Consider the following 22392-nt stretch of genomic DNA (forward strand, 5'->3'; position numbering starts at 1 on the left):
GAGGTTGGGAGACCCGCTCTCGGCGACTTCGTCGTTGGAACCTGGCTATCCGAATCGCCGCTTGCGTGGCGATCGGAGGTGTCGCTGCTGCTCTGGTGCTACCTCAGCTCTTCTCGGACGCCGCAGCGACCGCGGTCTCCACCATCGCGACGACGGGAACGAACCCTGCCAACGGCTCCACCTCGGCGTCCGACGCGACGGGCGGCCCCAAACCGGGATCGGCGAAGCCTGGAGACACCATCGACTGGGCCACCAGCTACAAGAACAACACCGCCGCCACCGCAACAGTCGACCTCAAAGACACCATCAGCGCGGCGGGAACCTATGTCGCGGGGTCGTTGACGCTGCCGCCCCTTCAGAATCCGCTCGGGTCCATCGCACCGCAATACACCACGGGCTCAACCTGGGTCGCCGGCACACCGCCGGCAAACGCGACCGGAATCGGTTTCACTGCGACCGACATCCCTCAGGGGACTCACCAATTGTCGCCCGGCTTCTCTGCACCGTCGTCCATCGAACTCAACCTCAGCGGTGGAGACGCATACAACGCGGTCGTGCGCAATCGCCTGGTCTATGCCGTCTATCACCATTCCACCGGCGCAGTCGTGTACTGCGGACAAGCGGACGGAAAGACCTGCCCCGGGTGGCCGACGAACAGCAACGTCCAGCCGTGGTCGGCAACCGTCGGTGCAGCGATCGGGACGGGGGTCTCCTTCGCAGGCAAGACGTCGGTGCAGGCGGCGGCCTTCGTGTTCAACAACAAGCTGTACTGGTACGCAGGTGTGACCGACAATTCCAGCGCAGGTTTGGCATGCCTCGATCTCTCGACCACGACGCCGAAAAGCTGCGGGTACTGGGCTCGCACCGGCAATGTCTCGGACAACAACACCCGCGCCGCACAGATCAACGGCACCGGCGTGACTGCCTCGAACGGATACACATACAGCGTCGCCGTGCACGTCGGCCAGGCCGCCCTCCTCTGCACCACACCCAATATGGATGTGTGCGGCGGTGCGTATCTGTACACGTCGGGCGTGAACACACCGGCAGCGTTCACGTCGGCCGCTTTCGGTGCCTACGTCTTCGCGAGCGTACAGCAGACGCAATCCAGTTCGTGGCAGACCTTCTGCTGGGACACGACGCGCACCGCGTTGTGCACCGGAAGCTGGCCGAAGACCACCGCACCTGCGACCTTCCCTCTTGGTCCACTGTGGATCGGGAACACGTATGCACCCGTCCTGTCCACAGCCGGCGCCCTGACCGGAGTGTGCACGATCACCTACGCCGAAGGGACGTCCTCCGCGTGCTGGAACCTCAGCGGAACGGCTCTCGCGAGCAACCCCTACGCCGGCACCGGCGCGAATTACATCGCAGGGGGAATCGGCACGGGCGATCCGTACATCATCGGCACCAAGGTCTACCTCTCCAACGGCAACGAAGTCATGTGCCGCGACTTCAAGACGTACACCGGCACGGGTACGGTACCTGCCTGCACGGGATTCACCAACGTGATGAACAAGAGCAACTACACGGTCAGAGACGCCTCAGACAACGGTCTCGTTCCCGGTTGCCTCATCGCTTCGGGCGACGGGAGCCAGATCACACTTTTCGACGCGACCACCGGCAAGGCATGCACGGCTCCCTCTGCTCCTCAATCCGTGACCGCGAAACCGGCGAGCTACTACTGCGCGGCGGGCGCTTCCGGATTCACCGGGTGGGACGTGCTCTCCATCGTCGGAGCAGCCCCCAATTCATACTCGACCTGGACGGTCACGCTCCGGGACCAGAACAACAGCATCATCTCGTCCTTCAACAACGTGACGTTCACCTCGTCTCAAGCTGCGAACTTGAAAGGCATCGCCACGACCGTGACGTCGATCACGGCGACCGTGACACTGAACGGGGTGAGCAACGCAGCGGGGGTCGCCACCGCGCAGATCAGGCTGACGTGGCAGGGCGCCCCCGTACAGATGTGCTTCAAGACGAAGGCGCCGGCGGTCGCGTGCGACGCTGCGACGCCGTTGACGTTGTCGAATTCGGCCGTCGTCGTGACGACCTCGACGGGCGCCAGCGATTCCCCTGGGGGCAACTCATCGGGAGCGGCATCGTTCGCTGTCCAAGCGGACGCGTCCCAGTGCGGATTGAAGATCAGCAAAACCTCCCCTCAACAACAGGCGCGACCTGGGGACACCATCGCCTACACGATCACTGTGCTCAACACAGGTACTCAGGCCTACGTCGGGGCCGCCTTCACCGATGACCTCACCGAGGTGCTGAAGGACGCCACCTTCACGGGCAACCAGAAAGCGACGGTCGGCACGGTCTCGTATGCAGCGCCGATCCTGTCCTGGTCTGGCAGTCTCGCCCCGGCAGCAACGGCGACGATCACGTACTCGGTCACCGTGAAGAGTCCGGACACGGGACCGCATTCGTTGCGGAACACGGTCGTGTCCTCCACGCGCGGAAGCAACTGTGCCAAAGGCTCATCCGATCCGTTGTGCACGGTGGTGGTGAGCGTGACCGTGACGGACGTGTTGTGGCACAAAGTGGATGCCACCGCGGCGAAGAACATCCTGGCGGGCGCGGAGTGGACTCTGACACCGGTGAACGCATCGGGCACGCCGACAGGACCGGCCATCGTCGTCACGGACTGCGTCGCAGAATCGGCATCCTCCTGTCCAAGTGCCGACATCGACCCTGTGGGCGGGCTGTTCCGTGTCACGAACCTGGGCCCGGGCACCTATCGCCTGGTAGAGACCCGCGCGCCCGTGGGATTCAAGGTCGACCCGACCCCGATCACGGTCACCGTGGCGCAGGCGGCAACGACCGTTTCGCTGGCCGACGTCGTGAACAACCAGCTTCCGGTCCCGACCCTCCCGTTCACCGGTGGGCTGGGCAGCGACACGCTGACGATCACCGGCGGAGGCCTCTTGGCCGTGATGATCGGGCTCGCCTCGTGGCATCTGATTCGTCGGCGTCGAACGGCATGAGAGGCTCACGCGGGATGCGATGTCATCGGTCGGCGGTTACACTCGTTCTCGAACATATGTTCGACAGACGAGGTGGGCAGCATGACCGAGATCGACGAGGCGGTCGCCGTGTGGACGACCGAAGACGGAGTCCCGACCCGGCTGGTGTGGCGGTCCACACGGTACCGCGTCTCCGACACGCCGACCGTCTGGGCAGAGGTGTGCGCGTGGTGGCGTCCCTTCGGTGAGCACCGCTACACCGTCGGCACGCTTCCCCGGGAGATCGGCGGCTGGCGATTCCAGGGCACCAGCGAGGAGGGCGAGGCGCACGTGTTCGACGTCCGCCACGACGCCGTGGACCGCTCCTGGCGCCTGGTGCGCGTGTTCGACTGAGGCGGGCGTGGCTCCCCCGCGTCCGGCCTCCGGTCGCATAGCCTCCATCGGGTGATGGACGACCGCTACGGAACGGATGTGCTGGCCGGCGACTGGAAGAACGCCGGGCGGAAGCCCGTGCCGACCGCAGAGGCGGTCACCGCCCTCGTCGTCGAGGAGGCGGGGACCGGCTTCTGCGGGGCGATCACCCGCGTGGAGGCGCAGACCGTCGAGCTCGAGGACTACTTCGGCAAGAAGCGGGTGTTCCCGCTGAGCGGATCCTTCCTCATCGAGGGCGAACCGGTCCGGCTCGTCGCCCCCTCACGAGCGCCGGCCGGCCGCACGCGTACCGCCTCGGGGTCCTTCTCGGTCGGTGAGCAGAAGGCGCGGGTCGCACGCGCCAGCCGCATCTTCGTGGAAGGGCGCCACGACGCAGAACTGGTCGAGCGCGTCTGGGGAGACGACCTGCGCGTCGAAGGAGTCGTCGTCGAATACCTGGAAGGGGTCGACGACCTGGACGCGATCGTGAAAGAGTTCCGTCCGGACCGCAGCCGCAGGATCGGCGTGCTGGTCGACCACCTGGTGACCGGCTCGAAAGAGAGCCGCATCGCCGAGCAGGTCGCCCGTGGGCCGTACGGCGCGCACGTGCTCGTGGTCGGGCATCCCTTCGTCGACATCTGGCAGGCCGTGAAGCCGGCGCGGGTGGGGCTGGAGGCGTGGCCCACCATCCCCCGATCGGTCCCCTGGAAGCACGGCATCTGCGCCGCCCTCGGGTTGCCGCACGAGACGCAGGTCGACGTCGCGCGGGCGTGGAAGCGCATCCTGGGTCAGGTGCGGTCGTTCTCCGACCTCGAGCCGGAACTGCTCGGCCGCGTCGAGCAGCTGATCGACTTCGTCACCGAGCCGTAGACTCCCGGTCCGCCCACCCAGCAGAACGAGTGCGGCCCTCCGGAACGAGTGCGGTGCGGCGCGCGGCCGCATACGTGACAGGGCGCAGCAGTCGCCGCCGCCCGCGGCGGATGAGTGGCTGATAGGTGGCGCGCCTGTCGGCCGTCCGGCGTACAGTTCGACGCAGGTATATCGAGGCAACAAGACCTAAAAATACATTTGCGACTTTCGAACATGTGTTCGAAAATGGGAGGGTGTCCCTCGTAGCCCCGCACCCCAGCGAACCGGTTGCCGACCGGTCGCAGGTGCACGACCGGGCGCAGGTGCACGAGCTGCAGACCCGCATCCGGCAGATGCAGGCCACCAAGCTCGAGAGCCGGACGCTGCAGACGCATCCCGCGCTCGGCCCGCTGCTGCCGGGCGGCGCGCTCAAGGCGGGGGCCGCCTACTCGGTGCGGGGGTCCACCACGCTGCTGATGGCGATGCTGGCCGGCCCGAGCGCCGCTGGCGCCTGGTGCGGCGTGGTCGGCATGCCCGACTTCGGCGCGGAGGCGGCCGGGAGGTTCGGCATCGACCTGGAGCGGCTCGTCCTGGTGCCGCATCCCGGCGACGACTGGCTGACCGTGACCGCAGCCGTCGTCGACGTGCTCAGCGTGGTCGTCGTCGCGCCGCCCTCCCGTGCGACCGGTGGCGACGTCGCCCGGCTCAGCGCCCGGCTGCGGCAGCGGGAGGCGACCCTCATCGTCGCCGGCGACTGGCCGCAGGTGGAGGCGACGCTCACGGTCGCGCGCAGCGGCTGGGACGGGCTCGGCGCGGGCCACGGCTACCTCTCATCGCGCCGGGTGACGGTCGAGTCGGCGCCGCGCGGCGGTTCCGGCCCGCGCCACACCGCCGACCTGTGGCTGCCCGCCGTCGATGAGAGCTTCCGCGCATCGGCTCCCACCCGGCTGGAGGCGGTGAGCTAGGTGGCCGCGAATCGTGGGTACGAGGCGGCCGTCACCCGCGCCATCGTGGTGTGGTGCCCCGACTGGCCGGTGATCGCGGCCCGGCAGGCGCTCGACCTGCCGGCCGACCTGCCGCTGGCGCTGGTCGAGAAGGGCGTGGTGTTCGCCTGCTCCGACGCCGCACGGGCCGACGGCGTGAAGCGCGGGCTGCGGATGCGCGAGGCGCAGGCCCGGTGCCCCCAGCTGGAGGTCGTCCCCTACGACCCCGGGCAGGATGCCCGCGCCTTCGAGCCGGTGCTCGCCCGGGTGGAGGAGATCACGCCAGGGGTGCAGCCGGTCCGGCCGGGCACGTTCGTGCTGCGGGCGCGCGGCCCCGCCCGCTACTACGGCGGAGAGGAGGAGGCGGCGGCCGAGCTGCTGCGCTGCCTGGAGGGGCTGGGGCTGCCGGATGCGCGCGTCGGTGTCGCCGACGGACCGTTCGCCGCCGAGCAGGCCGCCCGGTCCACAGGGCTGACCGGGGCGACGGGAGCGCGGGTGCGCGTCATCCCGGACGGCGGCTCCCCCGCGTTCCTGGCGCCGCTCCCGGTCGCCCAGCTCGGTCTCGCCGACCTCACCCCGCTGCTCCGCCGGCTGGGCCTGCACACCCTCGGCGACATCGCCGCGCTCTCCCGGGTGGACATGCGGGAGCGGTTCGGCGAGCGGGGCGAGCAGGCGCACACCCTCGCCAGCGGCCTCGACGGCACGGCGGTGGTGCCGCGCACCCCGCCGAAGCAGCTCGACCGTGCCATCGAGTTCGAGCCTCCCCTCGACCGGGTCGACCAGGTCACCTTCGCGGTGCGCGGCGCCGCGGAGCAGTTCGTCGCCGGCCTCACCAAGGCCGGGCTGGTGTGCACGTCGCTGCGGGTCGAGGTGACCGACGAGTCCGGCCGGGTCAGCGAGCGCACCTGGCTGCACCCGCGGCTGTTCTCCGCCGCGGACGTGGTGGACCGGGTGCGCTGGCAGCTGCAGGGCGCAGGCGCCATCGACTCCGGGCTGTCGTCGCCGATCGCCCGGGTCGCGCTGGAGCCCGAGTCGGTCGACGACATCGGCCACCACGAGGACGGCCTGTGGGGAGGCGGCGCGGACGAGCGCATCCACCACGGCCTCACCCGCGTGCAGAGCATGCTCGGGCACGAGGCGGTGGTGACGGCGACGATCGCGGGAGGCCGGGCGCCGGCCGAACGGCAGGTGCTGGTGCCGTGGGGCGACCGGCCGGTGGGGGTCGCCCGCGCGGACCGGCCGTGGCCGGGGTCGCTGCCTGCGCCCGCGCCGTCGACGGTGTTCGAGGTGCCGCGTCCTGTCGCAGTGCTGACCGAGGAGGGCCGGCCGGTCGAGGTGACCGACCGCGGTGACGTGACCGCGCCGCTCGCCCTGTTCTCGCCCACCGGGCAGCCGCGGGATGCGCGGCCGGTGGACTCCTGGGCGGGTCCGTGGCCGGTGCGCGAGCGGTGGTGGGATGCGTCGCTCTCCCGCGCGATGCACCGCTTCCAGCTGGTCGACGCCGACGGGACGGCGTGGCTGCTCTCCCTCGCAGGCTCCGGCTGGTTCGCGGAAGCGCGGTACGACTGATGGGTTTCGACAACCCGCCCATCCCGTGGGCCGAGTTCGAGCGCAGGCTGTCCGGCCGGCGCACCGGGCAGCAGCCCGACGAGCGGCCGTCGTCGCGGAAACGGCAGAAGTACGTCCCGCAGCCGATCCCGGAGGCGCCGGAGGGAGCCGTCCGCTACGCCGAGCTGCACGCGCACAGCAACTTCAGCTTCCTCGACGGCGCCTCCTCCCCCGAGGAGCTGCTGGAGGAGGCCACTCGGCTGAACCTGCACGCGCTGGCCCTCACCGACCACGACGGCCTGTACGGCGTCGTGCATCTGGCCGAGGCGGCGGAGGCGTACGACCGGGTGAAGACGGTGTTCGGCGCCGAGCTGTCCCTGTCGCTGACCCGGCCGCAGAACGGCGAGCCCGACCCGGAGGGCAGCCACCTGGTGGTGCTCGCCCGGCGGCAGGAGGGGTACCACCGGCTCGCCGCCGCGATCACCGCCGGCCAGCTCGCCGGCGAGGAGAAGGGCCGCCCGGTGTACCGCCTCGACGAGCTGGCCGAGCAGGCGAGCGGCGAGTGGATGGTCCTCACCGGCTGCCGGAAGGGCGACGTCCGGCTCGCGCTCGCCGAGCACGGCGAACAGGCGGCCGAGCGCGAGGTCGCGCGGCTGACCGAGCTGTTCGGCCGGGACAACGTGCTGGTGGAGCTGATCGACCAGGGCGGCCCGCGCGACTCCACCGAGAACGACGTCCTCACCAGGATCGCCGGACGGCTGGGCCTGCCCACGGTCGCGACCAACAACGTCCACTACGCGAGCCCGGCGCAGTACCCGCTGGCGACCGCCGTCTCGGCCGTGCGCGCCCGGCGCAGCCTCGACGAGCTGGACGGCTGGCTCCCCGCGTCCGGCGCCGCGCACCTCCGCAGCGGCGCCGAGATGGCCCGCCGCTTCGCCCGCTACCCCGGCGCCGTCGAGCGGACGGTCGACATCGCCGACGACCTGGCCTTCCGGCTGCGGAGCGCGCGGCCGCGGCTGCCGAAGCAGGAGGTGCCCGAGGGGCACACGCCGATGAGCTGGCTGCGCGAGCTCACCTGGCGCGGCGCCGTGGAGCGCTACCCCGACCTCGACCGCAACCCTGCCAAGCGGGAACGCATCGAACGCGAGCTGGACGTGATCGAGGCGAAGGACTTCCCGGGGTACTTCCTCATCGTCCACGACATCGTGCAGTTCGCCCGCAGCCGCGGCATCCTCTGCCAGGGCCGCGGGTCGGCGGCGAACTCGGCGGTCGTCTACCTGCTCGGCATCACGGCCGTCGACTCGATCAAGTACGACCTCCCGTTCGAGCGCTTCCTCTCCAGCATGCGCGAGGAGGAGCCCGACATCGACGTCGACTTCGACTCGGATCGGCGCGAGGAGGTCATCCAGTACGTCTACGCCAAGTACGGCAGGCACAACGCCGCGCAGGTCGCCAACGTGATCACGTACCGGCCGAAGAACGCGGTGCGCGACATGGCGAAGGCGCTCGGCTACTCCACCGGCCAGCAGGACGCCTGGAGCAAGCAGATCGACTCCTGGGGCAGCGTGCAGACCAGCGACGACCACGACATCCCGGAAGACGTGGTGGGGATGGCGCAGCAGGTGCTGAAGTTCCCGCGCCACCTGGGTATCCATTCGGGCGGCATGGTGCTCACCGACCGCCCGGTCGGCGAGGTGTGCCCGATCGAGCACGCCCGCATGGAGGGCCGGACGGTGCTGCAGTGGGACAAGGACGACTGCGCGTGGATGGGCCTGGTCAAGTTCGACCTGCTGGGCCTCGGGATGCTGTCGGCGCTCGACTACTCGATGCGGACGATCGAGGCGTCTCTGGGCGAGAAGTGGACGCTGGAGACCATCCCGAAAGAGGAGGCCGGTGTCTACGACATGCTCTGCCGGGCCGACTCGATCGGCGTGTTCCAGGTGGAGAGCCGCGCCCAGATCGGCACGCTGCCGCGCCTCCGGCCGCGCAGCTTCTACGACCTCGTGATCGAGATCGCGCTGATCCGGCCGGGCCCCATCCAGGGCGGTGCGGTGCATCCGTACATCCGCCGCAAGCTGGGCAAGGAGCCGGTCACCTACCTGCACCCGTCCCTCGTGCCGGTGCTGGAGCGGACGCTCGGCGTCCCGCTGTTCCAGGAGCAGCTGATGCAGATGGCCGTCGCGGTCGGCGACTGCACCGCCGAGGACGCCGACCAGCTGCGGCGGGCGATGGGCTCCAAGCGCGGGGTCGAGAAGATCGACGCGCTGAAGGCGAAGCTGTACGCGGGGATGGAGCACAACGGCATCGTGGGAGCCGACGCCGACGCGATCTACGAGAAGATCGAGGCGTTCGCCAACTTCGGCTTCGCCGAGAGCCACGCGATCAGTTTCGCCCTGCTCGTCTACGTGAGCTCGTGGATGAAGCTGCACTACCCCGGCGCGTTCCTGGCCGGGCTGCTGCGGGCGCAGCCGATGGGCTTCTATTCGCCGCGCACCCTCACCGCCGACGCGCGCAGGCACGGCGTGGTCGTGCAGCGGCCGGACATCCAGCGGTCGGGTGTGTTCCCGCTGCTGGAGCCGCTGGACGCCGCGCGGCCCGGACCCACCGGCTCCGACCCGTGCCGGGAGCCGGACCAGCCGCCGATCGGGCCGTTCGACCCGGCAGTGCCGCTCGATTACGGGTCGCATCGGCTGGATGCCGGCCACGCCGTCCGGCTGGGGCTCGCTTCCGTCACCTCCATCGGCGAGAAGGTCGCCGAGCGGATCGTCGCAGAGCGGGAGGCGTACGGTCCGTACCGCGACCTCGCCGACCTCGCCCGACGCACCGGCCTCAACACCGGGCAGCTGGAGGCGCTGGCGGCCGCCGGGGCGTTCGAGGGCTTCGACCTGAGCAGGCGGCAGGCGATCTGGGAGGCCGGCAACGCCGCGCAGGAGCGCCCCGAGTTCCTGGCGGGGACCGCGATCACGGTGCAGCCTCCGCTCCTCCCGCTGCTCTCCCCCGCCGAACAGCTCGCCAGCGACCTGTGGTCGACCGGGATCTCGACGGACGACCATCCGATCCGGTTCCTGCGGCCGGCCCTGGCCGCGCGTGGCGTCCGCACGGCCGACGCGCTCGCCGCGGGCGAGTCGGGGCGGCGCATCGAGGTCGGCGGCGTGGTCACCCATCGGCAGCGACCGGCGACGGCCGCGGGGGTGACCTTCCTCAACATCGAGGACGAGACCGGGATGGTCAACGTAGTCTGCCCGGTCGGGGTGTGGAACCGCTACCGCCGGGTGGCCCGGCAGGCTCCGGCGATGATCGTCCGGGGCATCCTGGAGCGCAGCGAGGAGGGCGTCGTCAACATCGTCGCCGACCGCCTGGAGGCCCTCGACACGGGCATCCGCACCACCTCCCGCGACTTCCGCTGACCCGCGCTCCACTTCGACGACAGGGACGGGGAACGCTGGTCAGTCGTCTTCGAAGCGGAGGTGGCGCACGCTGCGGCCGTTGCGGCGCACCAGACGCAGCGCCTCCACGCCGATCCGGATGTGGTGCTCCACGAAGTCGCGCGTGACACCGAGGTCGCTCTGCGCGGTCTTCACGCCCTCCGGCGTCATCGGCTGGTCGGAGACGAGCAGAAGCGCGCCGCTCGGGATGCGGTTGGCGAACCCGGCCGCGAACACCGTCGCCGTCTCCATGTCGACCGCCATGCAGCGGGTGCGCTTCAGGTACTCCTTGAAGGTGTCGTCGTGCTCCCACACGCGCCGGTTGGTCGTGTAGACGGTGCCCGTCCAGTAGTCCTGCTTGAAGTCGCGGATGGTCGACGACACCGCCCGCTGAAGCTGGAACGCGGGAAGCGCCGGGACCTCCGGCGGCAGGTAGTCGTTGGACGTGCCCTCGCCGCGGATGGCCGCGATCGGCAGTACCAGGTCGCCCAGCCGACTCTTGCGTTTCACCCCGCCGCACTTGCCGAGGAACAGCGCCGCTTTCGGGCAGATGGCCGAGAGGAGGTCCATCACCGTCGCCGCGTTCGGGCTGCCCATGCCGAAGTCGACCATGGTGATGCCGTCCGCCGTCGCGTTCGGCATCGACCGGTCGAGCCCGCGCACCTCGGCGCCGTACCATTCGGCGAACCGCTCCACATAGTCGCCGAAGTTGGTGAGCAGGATGTACTCGCCGAACTCCTCCAACGGCGTCCCGGTGTAGCGGGGCAGCCAGTCGCGGACGATGTCTGCCTTGTCCTTCATCGAGGAGGGCGGGGGCACGACGGACGTCGTGTCCACCGTGTTCTCAGCGTCGACCATGATCCGCAGTCTGTCCTGACTGTGCCGTTCCCGCTAGCCCGCGACCGTCGTCCCGAGCAGCGAGCCGATCGCGAACGTCGCGGCCAGCGCCAGGGCGCCACCGATGACTACGCGGACGATGGCCCGCCCGCGGGCGCTCCCGCCGATCCACGAAGCGACGTAGCCGGTCACCGCCAGGGCCACCAGCACGGCGACGAACGTGACCGGGATGCGGATCTCCGGCGGCAGCAGGATGGTGAGCATCGGCAGCACCGCGCCGCACGTGAACGCGACGGCCGAGGCGAGCGCGGCGTGCCACGGGCTCACGACGTCGTCCTGGTCGATGCCGAGCTCGGCGGAGAGATGCGCCGCTAGCGCGTCGTGCGCTGTCAGCTCCACGGCCACCTGCCGGGCGGTCGCCGGAGACAAGCCGCGCTGCTCGTAGAGGCCGGTCAGCTCCTCCAGCTCCTCCTCCGGCATCTCGGCGAGCTCGCGGCGCTCCTTGGCGATCAGGGCGCGCTCACTGTCGCGCTGGCTGCTGACCGAGACGTACTCCCCCAGCGCCATCGAGATCGCACCGCCGACCAGTGCGGCGAGTCCGGCCGTGACGATCGCCGGGACGGAGCTGGTCGCTCCCGCCACACCGACGACGACAGCGGCGACGGAGACGATGCCGTCGTTCGCGCCGAGCACGCCCGCCCGCAGCCAGTTCAGCCGTTGCGCAAGGCCGCCGCGGTGCGGTTCGTCCGGATGCTGCTCAGGGATGGAGTCCGCTCCCCCGGTGATGTCGCTCATGTCCCCAGCCTAGGAACGCCCCGACCGCGGCGCCAGGAAGGTTCGGCGACCCTAATGCGCGCCGAGTCGCTTGCGCAGGTAGTCGATCCGCGCCTGCAGCTGTGTCACGCTCGCCTGTGCGACCGCCGGGCCGCCGCACACTCGGCGGAGTTCGGCGTGGATGAGACCGTGCGCCTCCCCCGTGTTCTTCGCATACAACCCGACCAGACTGTTCAGCAGCTGCCGCTGCTCCTTCAGTGTCCGGTGCAGCGGCGCGGGCGGGTGCCCCTCCGCGGTCGGCGGACGCGACGAGTGGCGCCGCGCCTGGCGCTGCTGGCGCTGCAGCAGCAATTCGTGCACCTGCTCGGGTTCCAGGATGCCGGGGAGGCCGATGAAGTCGTGCTCCTCGTCCGTGCCAGGGACGGCGAAGCTGCCGAACTCCTTGCCGTCGTAGAGCACGCGGTCGAAGTTGGCCTCGGACCCGAGCGCCTCGAACGCGAACTCCTCCGTCAGCGCCTCGGAGGCCCGCTCCTCGCGGTTCGCCTCGGCGACCATCGCGTCCTCCGGGTTCCACAGGTCGCCTTCGGCGTTCTCGTCGGTCACCCGGTCGAGCGCGTGGTCGCGCTCCAGCTCCATCGCGTTCGCCAGCGCCATCAGGGCCGGGACGTTGGGCAGGAACACCGACGCCGTCTCGCCGCGCCGGCGTGCGCGCACGAAGCGGCCGATCGCCTGCGCGAAGAACAGCGGCGTGGAGGCGCTGGTCGCGTACACGCCGACGGCGAGCCGTGGGACGTCGACGCCCTCCGACACCATCCGCACCGCGACCATCCACCGGGAGTCGCCCTTCGCGAACTCCTCGATCCGGTCGCTCGCCTCCTTCTCGTCCGACAGCACGACCGTGACCGGCTCTCCGCTGATCTGGTGCAGGATGTCGGCGTAGGCGCGCGCGGCGTAGTGATCGGTGGCGATGACGAGGCCGCCCGCGTCCGGGATGGAGTTGCGCACCTCGGTCAGGCGGCGGTCGGCCGCCGACAGCACGGCAGGGATCCACTCGCCGCGCGGATCGAGCGCGGTCCGCCAGGCCTGCGAGGTGATGTCCTTCGTGTTGCCCTCGCCGAGCCGAGCCTCCATCTCGTCGCCGGTCTTCGTCCGCCACCGCATGTGACCGGCGTAGACCATGAAGATGACAGGGCGGACGACGCCGTCCTCCAGCGCCCGGCCGTAGCCGTAGTTGTAGTCGGTGACCGACGTGCGGATGCCCTGCCGGTCCGGGAGGTAGGTCACGAACGGGATCGGCGCGGTGTCGGAGCGGAACGGCGTCCCCGTCAGCGAGAGCCGCCGGGTGGCGCGCTCGAACGCATCCCGGATGCCGTCGCCCCAGCTGAGCGCGTCGCCGCCGTGGTGCACCTCGTCGAGGATCACCAGCGTCTTGTGGGCCTCCGTGATGTCCTTGTGCAGGGAGCGTCGCATCGCGACCTGCGCATACGTGACGGCGACGCCGCGGTAGTGGCGCGCGTACCGCCCGTCCGAGTTCTTGAAGTCCGGATCGAGGTGGAGGCCGACACGGGAGGCCGCCTCCGCCCACTGCCGCTTCAGGTGCTCGGTCGGCGCAACCACCGTGACGCGCTCGATGATGCGGCGCGACATCAGCTCGGTCGCGAGCCGCAGAGCGAACGTCGTCTTGCCCGCGCCCGGCGTCGCCGCCGCGAGGAAGTCGCGCGGCTCGTGCACGAAGTAGGCGTCGAGGGCCTCCGCCTGCCAGGCGCGGAGCTTGCCCGCCGTGCCCCAGGCGGCACGCTCCGGGAAGGACGGCGAGAGGTGCTCGGCGGCGAAGCTTCCGGCGTGTACGCCGGGTCGCTCTGTGCCGTCGTCCGGCTCGATCGGCTCGGGTGCTGCTGTCGTCTCCACTTGGATCAAATCTACCCGAGAGCACCGACAGCGTCGTCCGTTGCAGAATGGAGCAATGGCCGAAGCACAGCATCCCTGGTCCCGCTACGTCGCCCTCGGGGACTCGTTCACCGAGGGCATCGGCGATCCGGAGCCCGGCAGTCCCGGCGGCCACCGCGGGTGGGCGGACCGGGTCGCGGAGGTGCTGAGCAGCCAGACCGACGACTTCGCCTACGCCAACCTCGCCGTGCGCGGCAAGCTGATCAAGCAGATCCTCGACGAGCAGGTGGATGCGGCGGTCGCGCTCCGGCCGGACCTCATCACGATCTCCGCGGGCGGCAACGACGTCATCCGCCCGGGCACCGACCCGGACCAGATCGCGCTGCTGTTCGACGAGGCCGTCTCGCGCCTGAGCGTCGACGGCGCGACGATCGTCGTGTTCACCGGCGTCGACGTCGGCTTCTCGCCGGTCTTCCGCGGCATCCGCGGCAAGGTGGCGATCTACAACGAGAACGTCCGCGCCATCGCCGCGCGCTACGACTGCATCGTGGCCGACCAGTGGGCGCTGACCGAGATCCAGGACCAGCGGATGTGGGCGCCGGACCGCCTCCACCTCGCGCCGCTGGGGCACCACACGGTCGCCCGCATGGTCCTCGCCGCGCTCAACGTCGAGAACGACCTCCAGCCGATGGAGCCGGAGCCGCTTCCGTCGCGCACCTGGCGTCAGGCCCGCTCGGAGGACCTGTCCTGGGCGCGCGAGTACCTGGTCCCGTGGGTGCTTCGCCGCATCCGGCACCAGTCGTCGGGCGACCACGTCACGCCGAAGCGCCCGGACGCCGGCCCGTTCCTCCTGCGCCGCGACTGAGCCGCCGCCCCTCACATGACGGACGCGGTGAACAGGTCGCGGTCCTCCGGTCCGAGGTTGAAGCGGTCGAGCGTCAGCGCGCCCGCGTCGTAGCTGAAGCGGTGGACGGAGCCGTTCGGGATGAGCTCCCCCGGCCCGGGCAGCGCGTGGTCGGTGACGTGCCGCACCAGCGACGAGATGACGCCCCCGTGGCTGACCACGATGATGTTCTCGCCGGGGTGCCGTTCGCCGAGTTCGCGCAGCGCCGGCAGAGCACGGGCCACGACCTCATCCCGGGTCTCCCGCCCCGGCACCGGTTCGCCGTCGGGCCAGCGCGCCAGGATCTGCTCGCCGGTGAGGCCCTCCGCCTCGCCGTAGTTGCGCTCGGCGACCTCCGGGAGCCGGTGCGGGTCACCGAGCCCGACATGGCCGGCGATGATCCGTGCCGTCTCGAGCGCCCGCGACAGCGGGCTGGCGTAGATCGCGTCGAACCGTCCCCCGGAGAGCGCACGACCGGTCGTCTCGGCCTGCGCGCGGCCCGTGTCGTTGAGCGGGATGTCGCTGGACCCCTGGATGCGCTTGGTGAGGTTCCAGTCGGTCTGTCCGTGCCGAACGAGGGAGATGAAGGTCACGCGCGTCCTTTCGCTGGGGGACGCGGCAGCGGCTCAGGAGGCTGTCAGCGGATGTCCGAGCGGCTCAGGGCAGCCGGTCGGCCAGCTCCACGAGCGTCTCCGTCGTCCCGCCGTCCAGCTTAATGGTCGCGCGGCCGTCGCCCTTGGTCTGGCCGCGGTTGACGATGACGATCGGGAGGCGGCGGCGGCGGGCCTCCTCGAGCAGGCGGATGCCGGAGTTGACCACCAGCGACGAGCCCGCGATGAGCAGCGCGTCGGCCGAGCGGACGAGGGCGCTCGCCTCGCGGTACTTCTCGGCGGGGACGAACTCGCCGAAGAAGACGACGTCCGGTTTGAGGTGACCGCCGCACACCGTGCAGTCCGGCACGACGAACGCGTCGATGTCGGTGACGATCGCGTCGCCGTCCGGCGCGATCTCGACCGCACCATCCGTGTCGAGCCAGGGGTTCGCCGCATCGATGCGCGCGGTGATCGCCTCGCGGGCGAAGATCTGACCGCAGACCAGGCAGAGCACCCGGTCCATGGCGCCGTGCAGGTCGACGACGCGGCGGGAGCCGGCCTGCTTGTGGAGGCCGTCCACGTTCTGGGTGATGACACCGTTGGTCGCGCCGGACTCCTCCAGACGCGCGAGCGCGCGGTGGCCGTCGTTGGGACGTGCCGCCGCGAACCGGCGGTAGCCCAGATGGCTTCCCGCCCAGTACCGCCTGCGGAAGCGGTCGTCGGCGAGGAACTGCTGGAACGTCATCGGCGTCCGCTGCGGCGCGCCTTCCCCGCGATAGTCGGGGATGCCCGAGTCGGTCGAGACGCCGGCGCCGGTGAGAACGGCGACCTTTCGGCCGGCGAGCAGCTCCACCGTCTGGTCGATGCCGCGCGCGAGCTCCGGCGGGAGCGCGGTCCTCAGCGTGGTCACAGGCACCTCCAGGTCGTCCATGAGTCTAAACACCCCAGTTTTCCGTTTTGTTTCGGGCGGCTGGATGTGTGGCGGTCGGGCGTGCCGGAACTGGCAGGCTGGGAGCATGCTCCTGCACCGCATCGACGACCTGGAGGCCGACGGCCTCTCCGACTACTCGCGCCTCACCGACGTGGCGCTCCGCCGCGTCACCGAGCCGGCCGGCGGGCTGTACATCGCCGAGTCGACCAAGGTCATCACGCGGGCGCTGGCGGCCGGTCACCGCCCTCGGTCGGTCCTGCTGCAGGAGCAGTGGCTCCCGGACATCGAGCCGCTGCTGGCCCCGTACCCGTACGTCCCGGTGTTCGTCGGCGACGCAGCGGTCCTGGAGCGCCTCACCGGCTACCACCTCCACCGCGGTGCTCTCGCGGCGATGCACCGGCCGGCACTGCCCGATCCCGCCGACCTGCTGCGGGATGCGCGACGCGTCGTCGTGCTGGAGGACATCGTCGATCACACCAACGTGGGGGCCATCTTCCGTGCGGTCGCCGGGCTCGGCGCGGACGCCGTGCTCGTCACGCCGCGCTGCGCCGATCCGCTGTACCGCCGCAGCGTCCGCGTCAGCATGGGGACGGTGCTCCAGGTGCCGTGGACCCGGCTGCCCGAATGGGATGCGGCGGTGCCGCTCCTGCACGACGCCGGGTTCGACATCGCCGCCCTCGCGCTCGCCGACGACGCCGTCACGCTCGACGACTACGCGGCCGACCCGCCCGAGCGCGTCGCGATGGTGTTCGGCGCGGAGGGCGACGGGCTGAGCAGGAGGGCGCTGGCCGCAGCCGACACGGTCGTCACCATCCCGATGCTGCACGGCGTCGACTCGCTGAACGTCGCCTCCGCCTCCGCCGTGGCATTGTGGGCGCTGCGCGCGCGTTCTCAGCCGGCGCAACAGTAGCGACCGCTAAAATCCGAGGGTGCCCCAGCAAGTCCCGGTCGATCCGCCGCGCCGTCTCTCGCGGTCCGTGTACCGCCGTCGCCGCGTCGTCGTCTTCAGCCTGATCATCGCTGTGCTCGTCGCCTTCTGCTACGTCGTGGGGTCGCTCGTGGCTCCGGTGCCCGCGACCGCCGCAGTGACCGCTCACGACAAGACGCTGACGCAACCGGCCGCGCAGCTGGCCTGGCCCGCCTACGGATCGTCGGCGATCGTCGCACCGGACTACCCGGGAGCGGATGTGTCCCACGGCAGCGATGCGAGCGTCCCGATCGCGAGCATCACCAAGACCATCACCGCCCTGGTCGTGCTGGAGAAGAAGCCGCTGAAGAGCGGCGAGCAGGGGCCGGATATCGCCTTCACGCAGCGTGACGTCGACATCTGGAACCAGGTCGTCGCGGCCGGGGGCTCCTGGGCGCCGGCCGTCGCGGGTACCTCCCTGACGGAGAAGCAGGCGCTGGAGGCGATGCTGCTGCCGTCGGCGAACAACTACGCGATCTCGCTGACGAACTGGGCGTTCGGCTCCTCCGACGCCTACGTCAAGGCGGCGAACGCCTGGCTGGCGCAGAAGGGCTTCACCGGCACGAAGATCGTCACGCCGGACGGGCTCGACCCGGGCAACGTCAGCACCCCCAAGGACCTGATCGGCATCGGCAAGCTCGTCCTCGCCGATCCCACTCTGGCCTCCATCGTGTCGGAGAAGAACGTCGTCCTGCCGGGCGCCGGCTCTCAGGACAACACCAACACGCTCCTCGGCTTCGAGGGCATGGACGGCATCAAGACGGGCAACACCGACGAGGCCGGCAACTGCCTCCTGTTCTCGGCGCAGGTGCCGGTCGGCACGACGAAGGTGCGCGTGCTCGGTGTCGTGCTCGGAGCACCGACCCACGACGACCTGTGGGCGGGCGTCCAGGCTCTGCTGACCAGCGTCAAGGCGGGCTTCCACCAGGTGACGCCGGTCGAGAAGGGACAGGTGTTCGGCACCTACACGACGGCGTGGGGCGCCTCCTCGAAGCTGATCGCAACGGAGTCGAAGTCGTTCGTCGTGTGGTCGGACACGCCCATCCAGGTCGACCTGCAGACCCGCCCGCTGTCGTCGGGCTTCACCGGCGACATCCTCGGGCAGGGAACATTCACGCTGAACGGCAAGACGGAGACCGTGCCGCTCGCGCTCGCGAAGGACGTCCCGGACCCCGGCTTCGGCTGGCGCCTCGCCCACCCGGGCGGCCTCGGCACCTGACGCGTCAGCGGGGCCGGGCTGCGGTTTCTGTCAGAACCTGGAGGAGGCGGCGGGCCGACTCGTCCCAGGTGTAGCGGGCGGCCTGCGCGCGACCCGCGGCGGAGTGCGCGGCCCAGACGCCGTCCTGCTCCAGCTGCCGCACGCGTGCGACGACCTGCTCGGCGGAATCCGGCTCGAAGTACAGCGCCGCCTCCCCGCCGATCTCACGGAAGATGGGGATGTCGCTGGCGAGCACCGGCGTCCCGAGCGTCATGGCCTCCAGCAGCGGGATGCCGAATCCTTCGTCGTGGGACGCCGACGCGAACGCGGTCGCCGCCGCCAGAGTCTCTGCGTACTCCTCGTCGCTCGCCCCGTTGTGGAACACCAGCCGCGCGCCCGGCGCGAGCTCGGTCAGGCGCGCGCGCTCGGCATCCGTCACCCGGCTCATCAGGTGGAGGGCGTACCCGGGCAGCAGCGCCACGGCGCGCACCAGGGTGTCGACGTTCTTGTACGGCATGAAGGAGCCCATGTAGACCAGGCTCTTGGTCTCGGGCGACGTCCGCTCAGCGCGTCCAGGAGCGAGCTCCGGCATGTCTGCCGCGTTCGGCACCACCGATACCGGCCGCTTCGTCAGCCGGTGCTCGGCGATCAGACCCTTGGTCGTCTCCGACACAGTGACCACAGCGTCCGACCGGTTCAGCAGCATCCGCTGCGGCCACCACGACAGGTGGTAGAGCCGCCACAGGCCGCGCACGAACGCCGGCAGGTCGCGCGGGGGCGTCGGGTGGCGGTAGTAGATCAAGTCGTGCACGGTGAGGACGAGCCGGTACTTCCGCCCGAATCCGCCCATCGTCTGCATCGGCGTGAAGACGATGTCCGGCTCCAGCCGGTTCACCCGGCGCGCGACCCAGGGCTCCCCCACCGACGTGGGCGACGGGATGAGCTCCCAGGGAAGGTCCGGGAGCAGCTCCAGCTGCCGGTGGTCGTTGATGAGCATGGTGACCGGATGCAGCTTCGCCAGCGCCCCGACCAGCCCGGCCGTGTAGCGGCTGATGCCGTCGTGGCGCCCGATCCGCGTGTAGCGGCAGTCGAACAGGATCCTCACGCGGCCGTCCCTCCGCTGAAGCCCGCGCCTCCGACATTCTCGCCACCGGCGCTCCCGCCTCGGAGGAAGCTCCGGATGGCGTCCGCAGCCGCAGCCGGCGTCTCGTAGTGGATGAGGTGCCCGACCTCAGGGATCACCACCAGCTCGGCGGTCGGGAACAGCATCTGCAGCCGGTACTCCGCCGCCAGCGGGGTGATGTCGTCCTTCTCGGCGGCGACGAGCAACGTCGGCTCGGGAACCCGGGCCGCGTACTGGCTCACGTCGTGCGAGACGGACGCGCGGAACGCCTCCAGCACCACCCGCCGGTCGCTGAACGCCGAGAAGTAGCGGTCGTGCTGGTCGTGGATCCAGCGGCGGAGCGACGGCTCCTTCGTCTTGGCCATGGCGATGCTCATCACGCGCACGATGACGCGGTTGCGCAGCAGCGCGAAGCCGAGCCGCTCGGGAAGAACGGACGCCAGCCAGTAGTAGAAGATCGCCAGCCGGGTGAGGATGCCGCGCGGACCGGCGAGCGCCGGCTGACCGATCGGGTTCACCAGCACGACGGCGTCGGGACGCCCTCCCTCCCCCGCGGCAGGCGACTCCACGGCTGAGCCGGCGAGCGATCCTGCGAGCGATCCGGCGACCACGATGGAGCCGAACGAGTGCCCCAGGAGCACCACGCGCCCGCCTGCGGGCAGCTCCAGCGCGGCGACGAAGGCACGCAGCCACCGGCCGTACCCGTCGATGTCGTGCGCTGCCTCCGTCATCGGAGTCGAGCCTCCGAAGCCGGGCAGATCGGGCGAGACCAGCCGGAACCCGTCCAGCTGCGCCACCACCGGCTCCAGGCCGTGATGGTCGCCGCGGAAACCGTGCACCAGCACGAGCGTCGTGTCAGCATCCACCGGTCCGTAGTCCCAGAACCGGGTGGTCGAACCGAGGAGGCCGAGGGCACCCTCGCGCACCGGAACACGGTCCAGGGCGGCGGCGTAGGGTGAGGTGACAGACATCGCCAGACAGTCTAGGCGGCGCCGCCGGACCCGGACTGGACAGGCCGGGGTCGCCACACCCTAGACTTTGCTGAGTGCAATCGCTTGCACCTCCCCCGCACCTGCACCACCCCGTTTTCGCACCCCCGTCCTGCACCGCCTCCGCCCCTGCCCCCGCCAGAGGAGAACCGTGAGTTTCACCGCGCCCATCACGCTGCCCGGGCTCGCCCTCGATCCACAGTGGTACCGCCGCTCCGTCTTCTACGAGGTCATGGTCCGGTCGTTCGTCGACAGCAACGGCGACGGCTCCGGCGACATCGCCGGGCTGACCTCCAAGCTCGACTACCTGCAGTGGCTCGGCATCGACGCGCTCTGGCTCCCGCCGTTCTTCCAGTCGCCGCTCCGCGACGGCGGGTACGACGTCGCCGACTTCAAGGCGATCCTGCCCGAGTTCGGGACGATCGACGAGTTCCGCGAGCTCGTCACGAAGGCGCACGAGCGCAACATGCGCATCATCATCGACCTGCCGATCAACCACACCTCCGACCAGCACGAGTGGTTCCAGCAGTCACGCTCCGACCCGGAAGGTCCGTACGGCGACTTCTACGTGTGGAACGACACGGACGACAAGTGGCCGGACATCCGCATCATCTTCGTCGACACCGAGGACTCCAACTGGGCGTTCGACGAGGCGCGCCGGCAGTTCTACTTCCACCGCTTCTTCTCGCACCAGCCCGACCTCAACTTCGAGAACCCGGCTGTGCACGAGGCGATGTACGACATCGTCAAGTTCTGGCTCGACCTCGGCGTCGACGGGTTCCGGCTCGACGCCATTCCCTACCTGTACGAGTCCGACGAGGGCAACGGCGAGGGCGAGCCGAAGACCCACGAGTTCATCATCAAGCTGCGCGAGTGGGTCGACCGCGAGTACCCGGGCCGCGTGATGATCGCCGAGGCCAACCAGTGGCCGCGCGAGGTCGCCGCATTCTTCGGCACCGAGGAGGAGCCGGAGTGCCACATGGCCTTCGACTTCCCGGTGATGCCTCGCATCTTCTACGCCCTGCGCTCCCAGCAGGCCGGCGAGCTCGTCCGGGTGCTGTCCGAGACCACCGACGTCCCGGACGGGGCGGCGTGGGGAGTGTTCCTGCGCAACCACGACGAGCTGACCCTCGAGATGGTCAGCGAGGAGTACCGCCAGGCGATGTACGGCTGGTACGCGTACGACCCGCGGATGCGCGCCAACATCGGCATCCGGCGCCGGCTCGCCCCGCTGCTGGACAACTCCCGTGCAGAGCTGGAGCTGGCGCACGCCCTCCTGTTCTCCCTCCCTGGAAGCCCCTTCCTCTACTACGGCGACGAGATCGGGATGGGCGACAACATCTGGCTGCCCGACCGAGACAGCTCGCGCACGCCGATGCAGTGGACTCCGGACCGCAACGCCGGTTTCTCCAGCGCCGACCCCGGCAAGCTGTTCCTCCCAATCGTGCAGTCGCTGGTGTTCCACTACAACCAGGTCAACGTGGAGGCGCAGCTCGCCCAGTCGCGGTCGCTGCTGCACTGGATCCGCAACGTCATCCACGTCCGCAAGGCGCATCCCGTGTTCGGGCTGGGCGACATCCGCGTGCTGCCGACCGACCACGAGTCGGTGCTGGCGTTCGTGCGCTCCTACGAGGGCAGCGGCACGCACTTCGGCGACCAGCCGGAGGACGTGCTGTGCGTGTTCTCGTTCGCGCACAACCCCGTGTCGGTCACGCTGGAGGCGCCGGAGCTCGCCGGCCGCGCCCTGTACGACCTGTTCGGCGGGGCGGAGTTCCCGACCATCGCCGACGACGGCCGCTTCACCCTGACCCTCGGCACGCAGAACTTCTACTGGCTCCACATCGAGCCCCGCCGCGCCTAGCCCCTCCCCTCCCATCCCGTCCCCGTTCCCGTCCCCTCCCCTCCCCTCCCCTCCCCTCCGCCGAGTGGTGACATCAACTCACCACTCGGCGCGAATTGGAGCATCTACTCACCACTCGCGTGGCGTTCCCCGGGAGCGGAGGGGGCGGGACGTAGCGTGGAGGG

The 22392-nt window shown here is 70.2% G+C and carries 17 protein-coding genes; 10 read left to right on the top strand and 7 right to left on the bottom strand.

Annotated elements, in window-relative coordinates; all coding sequences use genetic code 11:
• The first annotated feature begins 65 nt into the window (after positions 1 to 65).
• The 6 genes from SB754_RS07845 to SB754_RS07870 all read left to right on the top strand — a co-directional run bounded on the left by SB754_RS07845 (position 66) and on the right by SB754_RS07870 (position 10167).
• Positions 66 to 2990, top strand: a complete 2925-nt coding sequence (locus SB754_RS07845) for a SpaA isopeptide-forming pilin-related protein (RefSeq protein WP_410781773.1) — start codon at positions 66 to 68, stop codon at positions 2988 to 2990.
• An 81-nt stretch (positions 2991 to 3071) separates the two neighbouring features.
• Entirely contained in the window at positions 3072 to 3362 is a 291-nt protein-coding gene (locus tag SB754_RS07850) for a DUF6504 family protein (RefSeq protein ID WP_410781774.1), read from the top strand.
• Positions 3363 to 3416: 54 nt separating this feature from the next.
• Positions 3417 to 4250 carry a DUF3097 domain-containing protein gene (locus SB754_RS07855; RefSeq protein WP_410783284.1) on the top strand — a complete coding sequence of 278 codons (834 nt, stop codon included), beginning with the start codon at positions 3417 to 3419 and terminating at the stop codon, positions 4248 to 4250.
• A gap of 233 nt (positions 4251 to 4483) precedes the next feature.
• Complete coding sequence (locus tag SB754_RS07860) at positions 4484 to 5194, top strand: hypothetical protein (RefSeq protein ID WP_410781775.1); 711 nt, start codon at positions 4484 to 4486, stop codon at positions 5192 to 5194.
• Entirely contained in the window at positions 5195 to 6781 is a 1587-nt protein-coding gene (locus SB754_RS07865) for a DNA polymerase Y family protein (protein ID WP_410781776.1), read from the top strand.
• A complete protein-coding gene (locus tag SB754_RS07870) occupies positions 6781 to 10167 on the top strand; it encodes an error-prone DNA polymerase (RefSeq protein WP_410781777.1) in 3387 nt (1128 codons plus the stop codon). The genes SB754_RS07865 and SB754_RS07870 overlap by 1 nt, the downstream gene beginning before the upstream one ends.
• A 39-nt stretch (positions 10168 to 10206) precedes the next feature.
• Here the strand turns inward: SB754_RS07870 and SB754_RS07875 are convergent, their stop codons facing one another.
• The 3 genes from SB754_RS07875 to SB754_RS07885 are packed head-to-tail and all read right to left on the bottom strand — an operon-like array spanning position 10207 to position 13677.
• Positions 10207 to 11043 (bottom strand): AMP nucleosidase, encoded by an 837-nt coding sequence (locus tag SB754_RS07875; protein ID WP_410781778.1) that lies wholly within the window; start codon positions 11041 to 11043, stop codon positions 10207 to 10209.
• Positions 11044 to 11076: 33 nt separating this feature from the next.
• Entirely contained in the window at positions 11077 to 11817 is a 741-nt protein-coding gene (locus SB754_RS07880) for a VIT family protein (protein ID WP_410781779.1), read from the bottom strand.
• Positions 11818 to 11868: 51 nt separating this feature from the next.
• Entirely contained in the window at positions 11869 to 13677 is a 1809-nt protein-coding gene (locus tag SB754_RS07885) for a DEAD/DEAH box helicase (RefSeq protein WP_410783285.1), read from the bottom strand.
• Positions 13678 to 13759: 82 nt separating this feature from the next.
• Here SB754_RS07885 and SB754_RS07890 point away from each other — a divergent pair, with 82 nt between their 5' ends.
• Positions 13760 to 14548, top strand: a complete 789-nt coding sequence (locus SB754_RS07890) for an SGNH/GDSL hydrolase family protein (protein WP_410781780.1) — start codon at positions 13760 to 13762, stop codon at positions 14546 to 14548.
• Positions 14549 to 14559: 11 nt separating this feature from the next.
• On the opposite strand, the gene SB754_RS07895 is transcribed toward SB754_RS07890, so the two are convergent.
• On the bottom strand, positions 14560 to 15159 hold the full coding sequence (locus SB754_RS07895) for a histidine phosphatase family protein (protein WP_410781781.1): 600 nt from the start codon (positions 15157 to 15159) through the stop codon (positions 14560 to 14562).
• Positions 15160 to 15223: 64 nt separating this feature from the next.
• Entirely contained in the window at positions 15224 to 16069 is an 846-nt protein-coding gene (locus tag SB754_RS07900) for a Sir2 family NAD-dependent protein deacetylase (RefSeq protein WP_410781782.1), read from the bottom strand.
• Positions 16070 to 16175: 106 nt separating this feature from the next.
• On the opposite strand from SB754_RS07900, the gene SB754_RS07905 reads away from it, so the two are divergent.
• Complete coding sequence (locus SB754_RS07905; protein WP_410781783.1) at positions 16176 to 17000, top strand: TrmH family RNA methyltransferase; 825 nt, start codon at positions 16176 to 16178, stop codon at positions 16998 to 17000.
• A gap of 19 nt (positions 17001 to 17019) precedes the next feature.
• Positions 17020 to 18276: a D-alanyl-D-alanine carboxypeptidase family protein gene (locus SB754_RS07910; RefSeq protein WP_410781784.1), complete on the top strand. Its 1257-nt coding sequence runs from the start codon at positions 17020 to 17022 to the stop codon at positions 18274 to 18276.
• Positions 18277 to 18280: 4 nt separating this feature from the next.
• On the opposite strand, the gene SB754_RS07915 is transcribed toward SB754_RS07910, so the two are convergent.
• Together SB754_RS07915 and SB754_RS07920 are read right to left on the bottom strand one after the other, a co-directional pair.
• On the bottom strand, positions 18281 to 19360 hold the full coding sequence (locus SB754_RS07915) for a glycosyltransferase family 4 protein (protein ID WP_410781785.1): 1080 nt from the start codon (positions 19358 to 19360) through the stop codon (positions 18281 to 18283).
• Complete coding sequence (locus tag SB754_RS07920) at positions 19357 to 20349, bottom strand: alpha/beta fold hydrolase (protein ID WP_410781786.1); 993 nt, start codon at positions 20347 to 20349, stop codon at positions 19357 to 19359. Before SB754_RS07920 ends, SB754_RS07915 begins: the two co-directional genes overlap by 4 nt.
• A gap of 169 nt (positions 20350 to 20518) precedes the next feature.
• Between SB754_RS07920 and treS the strand changes: the two genes are divergently transcribed.
• Positions 20519 to 22228: a maltose alpha-D-glucosyltransferase gene (gene treS / locus SB754_RS07925; protein WP_410781787.1), complete on the top strand. Its 1710-nt coding sequence runs from the start codon at positions 20519 to 20521 to the stop codon at positions 22226 to 22228.
• Positions 22229 to 22392: the final 164 nt, after the last annotated feature.

It is taken from the genome of Leifsonia sp. SIMBA_070 (genome assembly GCF_046534635.1).
Lineage (GTDB): Bacteria > Actinomycetota > Actinomycetes > Actinomycetales > Microbacteriaceae > Leifsonia.